This window comes from Paraburkholderia sp. GAS32, from assembly GCF_050434225.1.
GTDB classification, from domain to species: Bacteria; Pseudomonadota; Gammaproteobacteria; order Burkholderiales; family Burkholderiaceae; genus Paraburkholderia; species Paraburkholderia madseniana.
The window spans coordinates 74,980-91,824 of sequence record NZ_JBNPVS010000003.1 but is presented as its reverse complement, the minus strand read 5'-3'; the positions used below and the strand labels follow the sequence as shown (position 1 = coordinate 91,824).

General features: G+C 61.7%; 14 protein-coding genes. 11 read left to right on the top strand and 3 right to left on the bottom strand.

All coding sequences use genetic code 11. The features are described 5' to 3' along the window. Positions 1-266 precede the first annotated feature (266 nt). The 3 genes from P3T25_RS04340 to infA all read left to right on the top strand — a co-directional run bounded on the left by P3T25_RS04340 (position 267) and on the right by infA (position 1,736). A complete protein-coding gene (locus P3T25_RS04340; RefSeq protein WP_028194708.1) occupies positions 267-485 on the top strand; it encodes a hypothetical protein in 219 nt (72 codons plus the stop codon). Between the two features lie 566 nt (positions 486-1,051). Further along, the gene (locus P3T25_RS04335) at positions 1,052-1,333 is read left to right on the top strand and encodes a hypothetical protein (protein ID WP_093635985.1); all 282 of its coding nucleotides are present in this window, start codon (positions 1,052-1,054) and stop codon (positions 1,331-1,333) included. A 130-nt stretch (positions 1,334-1,463) separates the two neighbouring features. Then, positions 1,464-1,736: a translation initiation factor IF-1 gene (gene infA, locus P3T25_RS04330; RefSeq protein WP_012427521.1), complete on the top strand. Its 273-nt coding sequence runs from the start codon at positions 1,464-1,466 to the stop codon at positions 1,734-1,736. Positions 1,737-1,980: 244 nt separating this feature from the next. On the opposite strand, the gene P3T25_RS04325 is transcribed toward infA, so the two are convergent. Beyond that, a complete protein-coding gene (locus P3T25_RS04325) occupies positions 1,981-2,724 on the bottom strand; it encodes a GntR family transcriptional regulator (protein ID WP_154558443.1) in 744 nt (247 codons plus the stop codon). Between the two features lie 269 nt (positions 2,725-2,993). Between P3T25_RS04325 and P3T25_RS04320 the strand changes: the two genes are divergently transcribed. The 5 genes from P3T25_RS04320 to P3T25_RS04300 all read left to right on the top strand — a co-directional run bounded on the left by P3T25_RS04320 (position 2,994) and on the right by P3T25_RS04300 (position 10,539). Then, positions 2,994-4,232 carry a cyanate transporter gene (locus P3T25_RS04320; protein ID WP_429357580.1) on the top strand — a complete coding sequence of 413 codons (1,239 nt, stop codon included), beginning with the start codon at positions 2,994-2,996 and terminating at the stop codon, positions 4,230-4,232. A gap of 358 nt (positions 4,233-4,590) precedes the next feature. After that, positions 4,591-6,696 carry a S8 family serine peptidase gene (locus tag P3T25_RS04315; protein ID WP_429357579.1) on the top strand — a complete coding sequence of 702 codons (2,106 nt, stop codon included), beginning with the start codon at positions 4,591-4,593 and terminating at the stop codon, positions 6,694-6,696. A gap of 91 nt (positions 6,697-6,787) precedes the next feature. Next, positions 6,788-8,623 carry a tetratricopeptide repeat protein gene (locus P3T25_RS04310; protein ID WP_429357578.1) on the top strand — a complete coding sequence of 612 codons (1,836 nt, stop codon included), beginning with the start codon at positions 6,788-6,790 and terminating at the stop codon, positions 8,621-8,623. Between the two features lie 178 nt (positions 8,624-8,801). Then, a complete protein-coding gene (locus tag P3T25_RS04305; protein WP_429357577.1) occupies positions 8,802-9,377 on the top strand; it encodes an ANTAR domain-containing response regulator in 576 nt (191 codons plus the stop codon). A 10-nt stretch (positions 9,378-9,387) separates the two neighbouring features. Further along, a complete protein-coding gene (locus P3T25_RS04300; RefSeq protein ID WP_429357576.1) occupies positions 9,388-10,539 on the top strand; it encodes a CmpA/NrtA family ABC transporter substrate-binding protein in 1,152 nt (383 codons plus the stop codon). A 53-nt stretch (positions 10,540-10,592) separates the two neighbouring features. Here the strand turns inward: P3T25_RS04300 and P3T25_RS04295 are convergent, their stop codons facing one another. Together P3T25_RS04295 and P3T25_RS04290 are read right to left on the bottom strand one after the other, a co-directional pair. Next, complete coding sequence (locus P3T25_RS04295) at positions 10,593-12,011, bottom strand: sensor histidine kinase N-terminal domain-containing protein (protein ID WP_429357575.1); 1,419 nt, start codon at positions 12,009-12,011, stop codon at positions 10,593-10,595. Then, positions 12,008-12,679, bottom strand: a complete 672-nt coding sequence (locus tag P3T25_RS04290; RefSeq protein ID WP_120345163.1) for a response regulator — start codon at positions 12,677-12,679, stop codon at positions 12,008-12,010. Before P3T25_RS04290 ends, P3T25_RS04295 begins: the two co-directional genes overlap by 4 nt. A 139-nt stretch (positions 12,680-12,818) precedes the next feature. On the opposite strand from P3T25_RS04290, the gene P3T25_RS04285 reads away from it, so the two are divergent. From P3T25_RS04285 to P3T25_RS04275, 3 genes are all read left to right on the top strand, one after another. Continuing rightward, on the top strand, positions 12,819-13,907 hold the full coding sequence (locus tag P3T25_RS04285; RefSeq protein WP_429357574.1) for an ABC transporter substrate-binding protein: 1,089 nt from the start codon (positions 12,819-12,821) through the stop codon (positions 13,905-13,907). 100 nt (positions 13,908-14,007) lie between these two features. After that, the gene (locus P3T25_RS04280; protein ID WP_154558436.1) at positions 14,008-15,777 is read left to right on the top strand and encodes an ABC transporter permease; all 1,770 of its coding nucleotides are present in this window, start codon (positions 14,008-14,010) and stop codon (positions 15,775-15,777) included. Continuing rightward, positions 15,770-16,837 carry an ABC transporter ATP-binding protein gene (locus tag P3T25_RS04275; protein WP_154558435.1) on the top strand — a complete coding sequence of 356 codons (1,068 nt, stop codon included), beginning with the start codon at positions 15,770-15,772 and terminating at the stop codon, positions 16,835-16,837. Before P3T25_RS04280 ends, P3T25_RS04275 begins: the two co-directional genes overlap by 8 nt. Positions 16,838-16,845: the final 8 nt, after the last annotated feature.

Genomic DNA, 16,845 nt, shown 5'->3' with positions numbered 1-16,845 from the left:
GAGGCAAGCACAACAATGCCGGACAGCCGCGCGCTGCAACTCGCCATTGTAACGACCCCAATCGCCAGCGACGACCGCGACGGCACGGCGCCCGCGCAGCGGCTTTTTTATTGCGGGGCCGCATCGCGCGCGGGGCCTTGATGGGCGCTCGACGACATGCAGCTGCCTTGTTCCGGTTGTTGCATCCGCACCCGCCGATTTTTGTTCGCTTGGCGGGCGATTTTTTTTCGTGCGATAAAAGAACCAACTATTTCACGGAGCAACAGATGGCTACGCTCGAAGCGTTTCGCGCCGTGCTCGATGACGAAGGCACGCCCGAAATCATCCGCAATCACATCATCGATTCCCTGCAATACACGCTGCGCAATCACGGGCAGATTTTTACCTCGAAGGAAGTCGAATGGCTCGCCGGCTGGGATGATGCGCGCATCCCGCTCGCCGCTTCACGCGAGCTGCAAAAGCGCGTCGCCGAAACCACCCGCTGAAGCTCGCCCGCCTTCGCCCTCAAGGCGCGACCTCACACCCGGCGCGCCGCTCATGCCTCGGGGCGCCGTTCGCGGCAGCCCTTTTTCGCCCAAAGCCCCGCCGGCTGGGCGGTTTGCCCGCGCGCGGAACTTTTTGCTATCCAATTAGCCCCATTTAGTGCATCATATTGGAACAGCTGTATTCCGCATCCGCACTATCGGGAATGCAGCGCGGGAATACAAGCGGCAGTACCAAGCACAGTATCAATCGGCGTCTCCGCACCACCCCCGACTGTTCGACCGCTGCCTGTCAGCGATCCCGTCACTCCGGCAATGCGCCGCCTGCATTCGCCGTCGCGAGTTGTGCAGCTGAGTGGTTCATTTACGCCCCCGATGTCTGCGCGACATCAGCGTGTTTCTTCTCCATCGAATCCGCGATTTTGCGCGGCCGCGCTCATGCCCTTGCCATCGGGCCTGTGCCAACCTTTTTCCATGGCGGCGCGCCCCAAGGTGCTGCGCTGCCGGGTCTGTCGTGCCGCGCGTAACACGCGTGACACGGCGGCCACGTAATACAGGACACGTGCTTCATGAATTCAGTTGTCAAGACGTACAAGGGTTACGAAATTCACCCGCTCGTCTATCCGCGCCGCCCGGCGGACGGTCAGACGGGCCGCAATCCGGACGCAGGTTACGACGCGTCGGTGCGCATCTGCCGCGTGGGCGCCAATCCGGCAGCCGACGGGCGTGTGTTCCGTCTGCAGTATCTGTTTCCGTTCGACGGCACGGGCAAGGCGCGCATTGCGTGCATGGCCCACGCCGAGCAATTGATCGACGGCCGTGTAGACGGCCAGTCCGTCGCCGATCTTTGAGCGGTACTATCAGCGAATCTGCTGGTGCCGCAGCAGTTGGCCTGAAAGCCAACTGTCAACCGTATCAGATGTTGCGCCAGGCTTAACCGCGCGGCCAACACCCACTTATCCCATCGACCAGGAGTTATGCATGGCGAAAGAAGAACTGCTTGAACTTGACGGTATCGTCGACGAAGTACTTCCGGACAGTCGTTACCGCGTGACGCTCGACAACGGCGTCGTGGTTGGCGCTTACGCGTCCGGCCGCATGCGCAAGAATCACATCCGTATTCTCGCGGGCGACCGCGTCACGCTGGAACTGTCGGTTTACGATCTGACCAAAGGCCGGATCAATTTCCGTCACAAAGACGAACGCGCCACCGGTGGCGGCGGCGCACGCAATACCCAATTCCGTCGCCGTTAAGGCTGGCGGCACGCTGACCACTTCCTGAGTTGTTTCATGACCGGTCCGGGCGTGGTCAATTGTTGCTATCTGGTTGTTCGCGAAGCCTTTCGCGCGCCTTCTCCGGCTTGATTCGTTGGCTCGAGCCTGAGCGGCGCGCCGCGGCGTCGCATGGGTTACGCGCTTTGCAGCACGCCTGGCGCCTCGACCCGTCCTGCCGCAGTCGGGTGTCTCACACCCTTGCGCAATTTCCGTTGCTTCCTTTTCATACCCCGAACACCGCACCGAGATCCTCTCCGGCGGCGCTTTTGCGCACCTGTTCGACCACCCGCTCCTCCAGCTCCGACAGATGCTCGCGCATCGCCGCCAAGGCGGCATGCAGGTCGCCCGCATCGAGCGCTTCGATGATCTGCATATGCTCGTCCGCGGAGCAGGCCGAACCCTTCGACGGGTCGAACAAGGCCTTGTATAACTCGGTCTTTGCGACGAGTTGCCCAACCAGTCCGAGCAATTCCGTCCCGCCCGCCAGTTCCGTCAACAGCACATGAAACTGGCCTGCGAGCCGCACGGATTCTTCGACTGCGCCGGCGTGTGACACCTTCTCTTCGCTGCGCACATGGGCGCGCAGGCGGCGCTTGTGAGCCGCACTCAAATTCCCGCATAAAGCCGCAACGATACCCGCCTCGACAATCTGCCGGGCGCGATACACCTGACGAATGTCTTCCTCCGATGGCGACGGCACGAACGCGCCGCGATTCGCCTCGAGCACCAGCTTGCCTTCGAAACCCAGCCGCGCGAGCACCTTGCGCAACGCACCGCGCGTACAACCGAACGCCGCGGCGAGATCGCGCTCGACCAGTTGCGCGCCCGGCCGCAGACGACCCTGTAGCAATGCCGCGGTGATCGACGCGTAAATGCGCTCTTCGACGCTGATCGAGTCGTCTTCAGGCGCGCTGCGGATGGGTGTGCCGGTGCTGACGGACGGCGTACGCGAGGAACGGGAGACCATGAGTTCAGTAATGGAGAACGGAGCGATATCGCCCGGCATTGTAGCGACGCGGGGTGGCAGGCGCCATCCGCGGGCGCTTGGGCTTATACCGGGCATCAGAAAAATGGTTAACCATCTCATGATATTATGGTCAACCAAAATAGTCGTGCACGGTCTTGTTCACCCTGTTCGCGGCTCGTCATCCGCCTTGCCGCCAGCGGTCGCGCAGCGCCCCGCAGCGTCCTCTTCCCGCTTGCAAGGTGTCGCCCACTCTCGCATTCAGGTCCATTGTGAACTCGCACTCCAGCGCCAGCCCGACCCCAGCCCATGCCAACGACGCATCCCACGCGCTCACGTGGCGCGACGCGCTATGGCTGGGCGCGATTGTCGTGATCGGCATCAATCTGCGGCCCCTGCTGACGTCGATCAGCCCCTTGATGATGACGATCCGCGACGCAACCGGGTTGAGCTTTTACGGCGCGTCCTTGCTGACCAGCCTGCCGGTCGTCGCGATGGGCATCGGCGCATTCGGCGCGGGTGCGCTAACCCGGTCGATCGGCGAAACGCGTGGCGTTGCGCTCGGTTTGCTGGCGATCGCGCTTGCCTGCGGCGCCCGCTGGTCGACCGCCGGCGGCGCTGCGCTCCTTGCGACGGCAGCGCTCGCGGGCGTCGGTGTCGCGGCGATTCAGGCGCTGCTGCCCGCCGTCCTGAAGCAGCTTTTCCCTGCACGCGTGCCGCTGGCGATGGGGGTTTTCTCGGCGTCGATCATGGGCGGCGGTGGCCTCGGGGCACGCCTGAGTCCGTGGGTAAGCGCCGCGATGGGGTCGTGGCATGCGGGGCTCGCGGTATGGGCGATTCCCGCTCTCGTGGCCTTGCTGTGCTGGCTGGGGTTGAACCGCGGACCTTCGCACGGCCCTGCGGCACAGCCCGCTCCGGCAGATGCGATCGCTTCTTCGCTCTGGCGCAAGCGACGCGCGTGGACGCTTGGCTTGTACTTCGGGATCGTTAACGGTGGGTATACGACGCTCGTCGCGTGGTTGCCGGCGTTCTATCAACAGCATGGCGCGAGTGTCGCGGAGAGCGGTTCGCTCCTTGCCGGCATGACGGTGTTTCAGGCCGCGGCGGCCTTATTGCTGCCTCTTGCTGCCGCACCGTTCCGGGATCGGCGCCCGTGGTTGATCCTCGGATTGTCGGCGCAACTGGTCGGCCTGCTTGGCTTGATCTTCTGGCCCGATGCCGCGCCGCTGGTGTGGGTTGGCATTGCCGGCGCCGGGCTTGGCGGCACATTCTCGCTGACGCTCGTTACCGCTATGGATCATTCGGCACACCACAGCGTGGCCGGAAAGCTTGTCGCGTTTACGCAAGGTGTCGGCTTCGTTGTAGCGGCTATTACGCCCGTTTTTGCCGGCATGGTCCGGGGCTGGACTGGCGGGTTCGGCGCCACCTGGTTCATGCTGGCCGTTAGCGTTGCCGCCATGATCGTCGTGAGTGTCTTCTTTTCGCCCCGTAGTTACGCGAAATGGAACTGATGCGTTGGCATGCTGCCTGGACGCGCGTCGATGGCCTTACACGGCCGGTAAATTTTCTGACCGAAAAATAGAAAGCCCTGATTGTTTATATTAATCAGGCTATTTATTCTCTTCATCAAGCTATCTATAGCGTTCAAACATAAGAACCTGACCGGCTGACTAACAGCCGCAGAAGGTCGCGTACCAGGCAGCCGTCACCAACGGTCATTAGTTAGGAATCTTAACTCGGTACAAAAAAACAACCTGTGCCGGCTGGCCAAATGACAACCTATGGCTTTGGCACCGCTGATGACCGCAGTACGACTACTTCACAAAAACAGGGGCAATCATTTCTGTATGTCGTACCGGGAATAAAACCGTGGATCAAAAGAAAGATGAGAGCGTGCGGAACGACTCTCGTAGAACAACCGCCTCCATTAGCGCGCTGCGGTCCAAAGCCGGAGCGCGCTATGCGTTGGCATGCGCTGCCTGTATTTCGCTTTCGCTGGTACTCGTAGCATGTGGCGGAAGCAACGCCAGCGACGCGACTTCCGAAGCTAAGGAGCCAGTCGCTGCTGCGGCAAACACCGCCAGCTCAAACACCGTTCCACTGCAAACAGCGCTGAAGATGAATACGACCAGCCTGTCGCCAGATGTATCCAGCGACCGCTTCCTCATCAAGTACAAAACCGGCACCGCCGAGCGCGGAGCAGCATCGGCGGTGCAATCAAAACTTAACCGGCTGGCGAATGCTTTCCCGTCGAAGGCGCGCCACATGCGCCGCATGGGCATCGGCGCTGACGTGGTGACAACGGAGCGCAAGCTGACGGCGAAGGAGGCGAAAGCATTCATGCGCGCCATCGCATCGGACCCTAACGTCGAATTTGTCGAACCGGATACGGAAATGTCGACAACCATGGTTCCGAACGATCCGGAGTATTTCAGGCAGTGGAGTTTGGCCTCGAACCTGAAGCCCGCTACCCCCTACCCGGGAATACGGGCCGAGGGCGCGTGGGATATTGCTAGCGGTTCGGGGGCCGTGATCGCGATGGTGGATAACGGCGTAACGAGTCATAGCGACCTGGATGCCAATATCCTGCCTGGGTACGATTTCACCGCGTATAACCGGGGCGGCAATGGCAGCAATCCGGGAATCACAACAGAGACGTGCTCGGTCCAGTGGCACGGCACGCATGTCGCGGGCATCATGGCCGCGCCCGCCGATAACGGCCTGGGTATCGCCGGCATTGCTTCTGCTGCAAAGGTCGTCCCGGTCCGGGTGCTGAACGGGTGCGGCAAAGGCTATACGTCCGATATCGCCGACGGCATCGTATGGGCCGCTGGCGGGAGTGTTCCGGGCGTCCCCGCCAACGCCCACCCGGCCAGGATCATCAATGTGAGCCTCGGCGGTAGCGGATTCTGCGAAACGACATTTCAGAACGCGATCGACTATGCAGTCAGTCAGGGGGCTGTGGTCGCCGCGGCGGCGGGCAACGATCAGGCCAGCGCAACAAATTTTGAGCCCGCTAACTGCCGCAACGTCATCAATGTCGGCGGTAGCAATCGCTATGGTGCGAGGTGGATCGGTTCAAACTTCGGCGCAGGGGTCGATATCGCTGCGCCGGCCGACTCGATCTGGTCCACCTACAACAGCGGAACAACTGCGCCGGGGGCCGAAGCGTATGCCTTCATGAACGGCACTTCGATGGCGACACCGATGGTAAGCGCTGTGATCGCGCTCGCCCAGTCAGCCGCTCCCTCGCCCCTAAGCGCCGCTGAAATGCGAACCCTGCTCTCGCAGAATGCACAGCCCTTTCCCACCGGTCAGCCAGATCGACCGCTCGGGCAGGGCATTCTGGATGCGAACGCAACCGTCGTTGCAGCCAGGTCCGGAAAGATTCCAGCCGCGGCGGATTTCAAATGCTCTGAGCATACAGCGGTGATGCAGGTGTCATGTACCGACCTCTCTACTGCGAGGGGTGTGCCCATCAAGTCATGGTCCTGGAATTTCGGTGCCGGCGCCCCTGATTTCACGCGTACGCAATCAGTCAATCCGACCGTGAACTATGACTATCCTGGCATTTACGAAATCACACTGACCGTGACGGATAACACCGGGGCCATTAGCCGGCTGACGCGCCCTTTCCAGGTCTTGCCACCGGCTATTACGGATATCAGCCCCAATATTCCGACGACGTTTTCGGCGAACCCTGGCGATATGCGGTATTTCGCACTGGACGTTCCAGCGGGCGTAAAGAGCCTCACTTTTAGCCTGTCACCCGGCGCCAACGGCGAAACCGGAACGCTGTATCTCAGGGCCGGCACGCCTTCCTTGCTCCGTCCTGACTGCGGGAACGCCTGGACCAAAGGTGCGAATGCAATTTGCACGCTCTCCAACCCGGCGCCCGGGACTTACTACGGCATAGTGAGTGTCCCTAACTTAACCGTCAGGGGTGCTTCCATTCTGGCAACTTATACACAATAAGCCTCTGCCAACGGAATGACACTGTCCCCCTGCTGCGGATCGCAGGGGCGACTTCCCGCGCGCGACAAACTTGCCCCAGGACCTCCTGTCGATGTTCAGAATCCCCCGTTTCAATAACGATGACCCAGACGTCGACGCGCTCATCGCACGTGCAGACGTGCATTTTTCCGCGCGACGGATGACAGAGGCGATCGTCGCTTACCGGCAGGTGCTAAGCGTGCGTCCACGCGACGCTCACGCGCTGCACCGCATGGGACTCGCTTGCGTTCATACGAACGACATGGAGCGAGCCCACGGCTACCTCGAGCAGGCACTGCACGCCGCCCCTGACCGGGCCGAACTATGGGAGCACGCGGGCCTGCTTGCAGCGTTGGCAGGCAAGCACGAATCGGCTGAAGCGTTCTATCGTCGCGCAATCATCCTGGCTGGCAGTACGGCCAGTCTCCACAGAAACCTCGGCGACTGCCTGCGGCTATCCGGCCAACTCACGGAGGCGATAACTCACTACGAGAAGTCGATTGAAATCGAACCGGGGCTGCATCACGCGATTCGCGCCCTGGCCCGCATCCATGCGCAACTCGGGCAACTTGATAGCGCGGCGCATTACTGGCGCCGCGCATGGACACTCGAACCGGCCAGCCTGAACGATGGACTCGGCCTGATCGCCGTACTCGCAAAATCCGGCCGTATGCACGAGCTTGCCAATGCGATCACGCAGATAAGAATCCGCTTTGCCGGCGATGCCAACGCTCTAAAAGCGTTGGCCTTCGTACTGAACACAAGCGATCGCTTCAATGACGCGCTCAGTGTCGCCCGACAAGGTCTCGCCATCGATCCGCACCATCCGCTCCTGCATCACAACGCGGCACGCGCACTCAGCATATGCGGAAAAATCGCCGAAAGTCGGCCGCATAGTATGGAAGCAGCACGGCTTCTGCCGGATAACCCCCACATGCAATTCCATCTTGCGGGCGTGCTGCTTGGGCTCGGGGAATTCGAAGAAGGCTGGAAGCGGTACAGATGGTTCTACGATCTGCCGGACAGGCAAAACGAACAAGTCCGGCCCATCTTCCGCGAATGGAACGGGGAACCCGTTGCGGGTTGCCGGTTCCTGCTCGTTGGTGAACAGGGGCTCGGCGACGAAATACAGTTCATCAGATTTGCCGAATGGCTGCATCGCCAGGAGGCAACGGTCGATGTGCTGGTAAGCGGGCCGATAGCGGAATTGGCGATCAGCATGACGGGCGTGCATGCCGTATTCACAACGATGCCGTCCGGACCTTACGACTACTGGTGCCACATGCTAAGGATGCCGGAGCATATGAAACTCGATATATCGATGCTCCCCGTCGCTATGCCGTATCTGACGGCGCCACCCGATAAGCCGCGCCAATGGCGGGCTCGTATCGATGCTATTTCATCGGGCAGAAGACATTCCAATAACAGACGCGTCGGCGTCGTTTGGGCAGGTAGCCCGAACCATGTTCTTGACCGTTACAGGTCAATCCGGCTCGATGCGCTAAGGCCCCTGTTTGGGCTTGCCGGGGTGACCTGGTATTCAGTGCAAAAAGGCAACCGCGAGCGTGAAAGCGAAAGCCTGGCGCATGAATACGACCTGCACACGTTGGGCCCTTCAATCAACGGTTTCACTGACACCCTGGCAATACTGCAAACGCTCGATCTTCTGATTACCGTCGACACGTCGGTCGCGCATCTTGCCGGTGCGGCCGGACTTCCCGTTTGGCTGCTGGTACCCGCCTACTCCGAGTGGCGATGGTTGACCAACAGAACCGATAGCCCATGGTATCCGTCAATGCGTCTATTCCGGCAGCAGGAACTGGGCAAGTGGGATCCCGTTGTCAATGAAGTGCGGGCCGCGTTGCAAGTGTGGCGTGACGCCCCGGCAGGCCGCCTTTGCGTTCATTAAAACAATGTTCATACCTCATGCGCCGCTTCGGTGCATGCCTTGTGCATGCACCGTACGGGTGCAGCTCCTGTGGCTTACACTGTTTGTAAGCCCATGATCGCGTTGCCTTCATCGTAATCGTCCCGCACTGGCATACACGTTGCTTTAACAGTAGCCAGCCGTCGACAAACCACACCCCATGCTGCGTGTTCTCCTCGTAACCGATACCGACAAGCCGATAGGCGATCTGCGCGATGCCCTCGCACGACTCGGCTACGAGATGCTGGCCAATACGGCGACGCCGCAGGCACTGCATCGCGTGGTCCAGAGCGAGCGGCCCGACGTCATCATCATCGATACGGAATCGCCGTCGCGCGACACGCTCGAACAACTCGCGGTCATGAACGCCACCGCGCCACGTCCGGTGCTGATGTTCAGTCACGACGCGAATCAGCAATTGATCCGCGACGCGGTCGGCGCCGGGGTCACGGCCTACCTCGTCGAAGGGCTCGCCACGGAACGACTGGCGCCGATCCTCGAAGTCGCACTTGCACGATTCGCACAGGAATCGGAGTTGCGCGAACGCCTCGCGCAAGTCGAAAACGAACTCGCCGAACGCAAGCTGATCGATCGCGCCAAACGTCTGCTGATGGATCAACTGAAGATCACGGAACACGCCGCCTACGCCAACCTGCGCAAGCGCGCAATGAACCAGGGCGTCAAACTCGCCGAAGTCGCGCGCGCCGTCGTCGCGGCGGCCGACTCGCTCAAATGAAGCGCCGCACATGAACTCTTCCAGCTCCCTCGCCCCATCGTCCGCGCCTGTGCCGCTCGAGAAAACCCATTTGCGGCTCGGGTTCGTCGCACTAGCCGATGTCGCACCGCTCGTCGCCGCAAAGCTGCTCGAATTCGGCCACGCCCACGGACTGACGCTGGAGCTGTGCCGCCAGCCGTCATGGGCCGCCGTGCGCGACAAACTACTGTCGGGCGATCTCGATGCGGCGCATGTGCTCTACGGTCTCGTGTACGGCGTGCAACTCGGGCTCGGCGGCCCGCAAACGGATATGGCCGTGCTGATGGTGCTCAATCGCAACGGCCAGGCGATCACGCTCTCGAATCGTCTCGCCGATGCATTAGCGGAACACGGCACCTTGCCCAAGGCTTTGGCGACGCTCGGACGCAAGCCGGTGTTCGCGCAGACCTTCCCCACCGGCACGCACGCAATGTGGCTGTACTACTGGCTCGCGTCGCAAGGCGTGCATCCGTTACGCGATATCGAGAGCGTCGCGATTCCGCCGCCACAAATGGTCGCCGCGCTCGCGGAAGAAAGGCTCGATGGCTTCTGTGTCGGCGAGCCGTGGAATGCGATGGCAGAAGCGGAAGGCGTCGGCAGAACGGTCTCTTACACGAGCGAAGTGTGGCCCGATCATCCTGAGAAAGTGCTGGCGTGCCGGCGCGATTTTGTCAGCGCGAATCCGAATACGGCGCGAGCGCTGGTGCAGACCATGCTCGAAGCGTGCCGCTGGCTCGACGGCGCGGGGCATCGCGAGGAGATTGCACGCTGGCTCGCGCGACCCGAATTTATCGGTATCGATCAAGCGTTGATTGCAGCGCGGCTCGGCTACGAGATCGCGGCCTCGGCGCCGCGGGGCCTGCCCATGCGGTTCTTCGACAACGGCACAGTGAACTATCCGCGAGCAACCGACGGTGCCTGGTTCCTCACGCAGTTCGAACGCTGGGGCATGATCGACCCACGCGCGGATTATGCGGAAATCGCGGCGCACATCAATCAGACGGAGTTGTTTCGTGAGGCGGCAGCACGCGTCGGCGTCGTGGTGCCGGGTGATGAGCGCTCTCAAGTGCTGATCGACGGTAAGGTGTGGGGTAGCGACACGGAATCCAAGGCTTACGCGCGAAGCTTCGCGATCCGCGCTTAGCGGTTGCGGTTGCGGTTGCGGTTGCGGTTGCGGTTGCGGTTGCCGCGTGATCGTCACGCGGACTTTAACGCCGGAAACAGCACGCTAACCACCAGCCCACCGCCGGGTGCATCGCTCAACGCAATCACCGCGCCATGCACGCGTGCGATTTCCCGCACGATCGACAACCCCAGCCCGCTGCCCTCGACCGTCTGCGTCGCTTCACTGCGATAGAACCGCTCGAACACCGCATCGCGTTCGCCGACGGCAATCCCCGGCCCGTTATCGATCACCTGCAGCAACGGTTGCTCACCTTCGCATGCAACGCGTACGGTAATCACCGCCCCATCGCCCGAATAACGAATCGCGTTGTCGATCAGATTGCCGACCAGTTCCGCCAGCAGATCGGTCTGGCCCATCACGTCGATACGCACGTCCTGTTCAAAACCGAGATCGATGCCACGCGAGCGCGCCACCGGCGACCAGTCGAGCGTCACGCTGCGCGCCACTTTATGCAACGGCACGGCGGCATGCTTGACCGTATAACCGCTGTCCGCATCGAGCCGCGAAAGCGACAGCAATTGCTGTACGATACGCACCGCCTGCTGCACCGCGCGATTCAGCCGCCGCAAATGCACGCCTTGCCGGCCATTACCGTTCGAGGGCTCATCACCACCATCGATATCACGCAACGCCAGCTCCGACTCCGCCTGAATGACCGCGAGCGGTGTCTTCAACTGATGCGCGGCGTCGTTAAAGAATCGCCTGCGCGACAATTGCATCAACCGCGTGCGGCCGATGTACTGATTGATCGAATCGACCAGCGGCGCAACTTCACTCGGCAGGCCCACCGTATCGAGCGGCGTAGGATCGTCCTCGGCACGCGCGGCGACTTTCGCCGACAGGCGGTTCAGCGGCCGCAAGCCGCGCGCCACCCCCAGCCACACGATGCCTAGCGCGAGCACCACCAGCAGGAATTCCTGTTGCAGTGAGCCGATCAGAATCTCGCGCGCCAACGCCTGGCGCTGCTCGATCGTTTCGCCGACCCGCACCAGCACCACACGCGTCTGCGCTGACGGCACGTCGTGGACCGGCAATCTCAGCATCGCGATACGCAACGGCCGTCCGCGAAACACGTCGTCATAAAACTGCACACTGTAGGGCTCGGCAAGCGCCTTCGTGCCTGACGGCAGATCCGGATAACCGGTCACTACCCGGCCGCCCTCCTCGCGGATCTGATAGTAGATGTTGCCGCCGCCGTTGGATTCGAACATCTCCAGCGCGAGATACGGCAGATCGACTTCGATCTGAGCGTCGCGCAAACGGATGCCGTCGCGTATCGAACGCAGCGAAAACTCCAGCGTGCGATCGAAGGCCGCGTGCGCCGCGTTCATTGCACGTTGATACGTGAGCCATGCATCGAAGGCAAGCAGCAGAAGCAGCGGCAGCAATAACCACAGCGCGACGCGAACGCGCAGATTCGGCCGTGTCATGCGTCTTTCGCTTCCAGCAGATAGCCAAGCCCGCGCAGCGTCACGATGCCGACCGAACTGCGCTCGAGCTTCTTGCGCAAGCGGTGCACGTAGATTTCGATGGCATCGGCATTCACCGATTCATCGAGCCCGAAGATTTTCTCGGAGAGCGTGTCTTTGTTGATCGCGCGGCCGTTGCGCAGGATCAGCACTTCGAGCACCGAACGTTCGCGTGGCGTCAATGCGAGCGGCTCGCCGTCGAGCGTGAAGCCGCGGTCGACGCTGTCGTAAAGCAGCGTGCCGCATTGCGCATGCAGCGGTTCCTGGCCGTGACTGCGGCGCAGCAGCGCCCTCGCACGCGCTTCGAGTTCGGTGAGCGCAAAGGGCTTGGCGAGGTAATCGTCGGCGCCGAGATCGAGCCCGCGCACGCGCTCTTCCACCGAACCATGCGCGGTCAGCATCAACACCGGCACCGCGTTACGCCGAGCGCGCAAACGGCGCAGCACTTCGAGGCCGTCGAGCTTCGGCAAACCGATATCGAGAATCACCAGCGCGTAGTCCTGCGTGCGCAAAACATGGTCGGCAGACTCGCCGTCATGCATGCAATCGACGGTGAGTTTCGCGCTGGTCAGCGCATCGGTTAGCGAGCGGGAAAGAATCGGATTGTCTTCGACGAGCAGCACACGCATAAACAGAATCCCAGGGAAATCCATGAGGCGAATTCGACCATTGTGACGCATTTTCCTCGAAAACTGAAAGCATTCAGAAAGCAAGCGTCTCTTACCATTCGCCTACACAAAACAAACACAATGTTTTCTGGAGGAAGACGTGCAAATCTCTTTGAACTATCTCGCCGTAGCCGTTGCATTCGCCGCAAACTCAGCATGGGCGGCCTTTCCGGCCGGTTATCCCAGCGACTATCAGGCCACCGTCGACGGGGCAAAGAAGGAAGGCAAGCTGATCGTGTATTCGGTCACGGACACCGCTCTCGTGCGCCCGCTCATCAAGGATTTTGAAAGCCTGTACGGCATCAAGGTCGAGTACAACGACATGAACAGCACCGAGCTGTACAACCGCTACATCAGCGAAAACGCGGCCAGCAGCACCAGCGCCGACGTGCTGTGGAGCTCGGCGATGGACCTGCAGGTCAAGCTCGTCAACGACGGTCTGATGGCCAGTTACGAATCGCCTGAAGCGAAGCAGTTGCCGCAATGGGCGCAGTACCAGAAGCAGGCGTATGGCACCACGTACGAGCCCCTTGCGATCGTCTACAACAAGCGCCTTCTGGCCGCCGGCGAAGTGCCGCAAACCCGCGCCGATCTGATCAAGCTGTTGCAAAGCAAGCCGGATCAGTTCAAAGGCAAGGTCACGACTTACGATATCGAAAAATCCGGCGTCGGCTTCAACTATCTGACGCAAGACGCGCGCGTCAATCCGCAAGTCACATGGGACCTCGTGAAAGCGATGGGCGCCACCGGCCCGAAACTGCAATCGAGTACCGGCGCGATGATGGAGCGTATTTCTTCGGGTGAAAACCTGATCGGCTACAACATCCTCGGTTCGTACGCCCTCACCAAAGCGAAGAAAGACCCGTCGATCGGCTACGTCTATCCCAAAGACTACACGCTGGTGGTGAGCCGCCTCGTGACGATTTCGAAGAAGGCGCAAAGCCCGAACGCCGCGAAGCTCTGGGTCGATTACCTGCTGTCGCAACGCGGTCAGACCTTGCTCGCGAACCAGGCGAGCCTGTTCTCGATTCGCGCGGACGTCGACGGTGAAACGTCGATGGCGGGACTCACGAAACAACTCGGCGACTCGCTCAAGCCGATCCCGATCGGCTCCGGCCTGCTGGTGTATCTCGACCAGTCCAAGCGGCTTGAATTCCTCAAGCAATGGCAGCAGTCGATCAAGCGCTAAGCCTCGGCTGACCTGACGGCGTCCACGCTGAAACGCGCGGACGCCACGCCTTCCTTCATTACCTGTCGATATGCGGCTTTCACGCTGCAGGGGGACACTCATGCTTTCCACTAGCGCAACCGGACACCGCGATGCCCCACCTTTCGCGGCCGACGGCGGCACGATAGGCGCACTGCCGCGCGGCGGTCTGCAGCCGTTTGCGGGGCTGCTGCGCTGGCTCGTCATCGCGGTGCTGACCGTCGCGGTGGCGCTGCCGCTCGGCTTCATTCTGTTCCAGAGCGTGCTGAACGCGCCGTTCTTCGACGCCAAACGCACGCTCGGTCTTGCCGGCTTCGAATTCATTTTCAGCGACCCCGACTTCTGGTCCGCGCTGAAGAACTCTTTCATCATCGCGGCCGGGATGCTGTTCATCTCGATCCCGCTCGGCGGCATTCTTGCGTTCCTGATGGTACGCACGGACCTGCCCGGCCGCCGCTGGCTCGAACCGCTGCTGCTCACCCCCGTATTCGTTTCGCCGATGGTGCTCGCATTCGGCTATGTCGTCGCGGCCGGTCCGGTCGGCTTCTATTCAGTCTGGTGGAAGGAACTGTTCGGCACCGCCGAGGCGCCATGGAGCGTGTACTCGATTCTCGCCATTACGGTGATCGTTGGACTCACACACGTGCCGCACGTGTACCTGTATTCGTCGGCGGCACTGCGCAATCTCGGCTCGGATGTCGAAGAAGCAGCGCGCGTCGCCGGTGCGCGACCGTTCCGTGTCGCGCTCGACGTCAGTCTGCCGATGACGCTGCCAGCATTGTTATTCGCCGGCGTGCTGGTGTTCTTCCTCGGCTTCGAAGTGTTCGGCCTGCCACTCGTACTCGGCGACCCCGAAGGACACCTCGTGCTGGCGACGTATCTGTACAAGCTCACCAACAAGCTCGGCGTGCCCTCGTATCACCTGATGGCCGCCGTCGCCGTGTGCATCGTCGCGATCACGTTCCCGCTCGTGCTGCTGCAACGACGCTTGCTGAAGAGCGCGAACCGCTTTGTCACGGTCAAGGGTAAGGCGGGGCGTCAGACCGTGCTGCCGCTCGGCGCATGGCGTTGGGTTGCGCTGGCGATCGTCGCGCTGTGGCTACTGCTCACGGTGTTCGTGCCGCTCTCCGGCATCACGCTGCGCGCGTTCGTCACCAACTGGGGCGAAGGCGTGAACCTCGCCGAAGTGCTGACGCTCGCCAACTTCACCGAACTGTTCGAACAGGACAACCTGGTCCGCGCAATTCTCAATACGCTGGGCATCGGTGTGATCGGTGGCGCGCTTGCAGTGGGCTTCTATTCGCTGGTCGCATTTGCCGGCCATCGCCGCAACGACTGGGCCACGCGCCTGCTCGACTACCTCGTGCTGCTGCCGCGCGCCGTGCCCGGCCTGCTCGCCGGTCTCGCGTTCCTGTGGATCTTCCTCTTCGTGCCCGGCCTGAAGGAACTGAAGAACTCCATGTGGAGCATCTGGATCGCGTACACGGTCGTGTGGCTCGCGTACGGCATGCGCCTGATTCAAAGCGCGCTGCTGCAAGTCGGCCCCGAACTCGAAGAAGCGGGACGCAGCGTCGGCGGCACGCGGGCACGCGTCAGTCTCGATGTGACGCTGCCGCTTGTGCGTTTCGGTTTGCTCGCGGCATGGCTCCTGATCTTCATGATCTTCGAGCGCGAATACTCGACCGCGGTCTATCTGCTCTCGCCCGGCACGGAAGTGATCGGCGCGCTACTGGTATCGCTGTGGGCGACCGGCGCGGTCGATCAGGTCGCGGCGCTTTCTGTCATCAACATCGCGATGGTCGGCGTCGGACTCGGCGTCGCCCTGCGCTTCGGAGTGAAATTGCATGGATAAGCTCTCGGTCGACAACCTGTTTCTCAGCTATGGCGACAACCCGATCCTGAAAGGCGTGTCGTTCGAACTTAACCCCGGCGAAGTGGTGTGCCTACTGGGCGCATCGGGCAGCGGCAAGACCACCCTGCTGCGCGCGGTCGCGGGGCTGGAGCAGCCCTCCTCGGGCCGTATCGAACTGGACGGCAAGGTGTTTTTCGACGGTGCTTCCAAAGTCGATCTGCCGGTCGAACAACGCTCACTTGGGCTGGTGTTTCAGTCGTACGCGCTGTGGCCGCATCGCACGGTGGCGGACAACGTCGGCTATGGATTGAAGTTGCGGCGCGTATCGAGCGCTGAGCAAAAAAAACGCGTGCAGGCTGCACTCGATCAACTCGGCCTCGGCCACCTCGCCGCGCGTTATCCGTACCAGCTTTCCGGCGGCCAGCAACAGCGTGTGGCGATTGCGCGGGCGCTGGTCTACAACCCACCCGTCATTCTGCTCGACGAACCGCTGTCGAATCTCGACGCCAAGCTGCGCGAAGAAGCGCGCGCCTGGCTGCGCGAGCTGATCGTATCGCTCGGCCTGTCCGCATTGTGCGTCACGCACGACCAGACCGAAGCGATGGCAATGTCGGACCGCATCCTGCTATTGCGCAACGGCCGCATCGAACAGGAAGGCACGCCCGCCGAACTCTATGGCGCGCCCCGCTCGCTCTATACCGCCGAATTCATGGGCAGCAATAACCGCATCGACGCGCGCGTTGCCGCGGTCGACGGCGAACGCGTGACGCTGACCGGCGACGGCTGGCAATTGCAAGCCCAGGCGCGCGAAGCGCTCACCACCGGGCAAAACGCGCAGGCCGTGATTCGCCTCGAACGCGTGCAGGTTGCCGATGGCCCAGGTGCAAACCGCCTCGAAGCGGAACTCATCACGTCGATGTATCTCGGCGACCGCTGGGAATACCTGTTCCATTGCGGCGATCTGCGCCTGCGCGCCTTCGGCCATGTGCCGCGCGCGGCCGGGCGTCACTGGATCGAATTCCCCGCCAACGACTGCTGGGCGTTCGCACAGGCGAGCTGAAGCGAGTT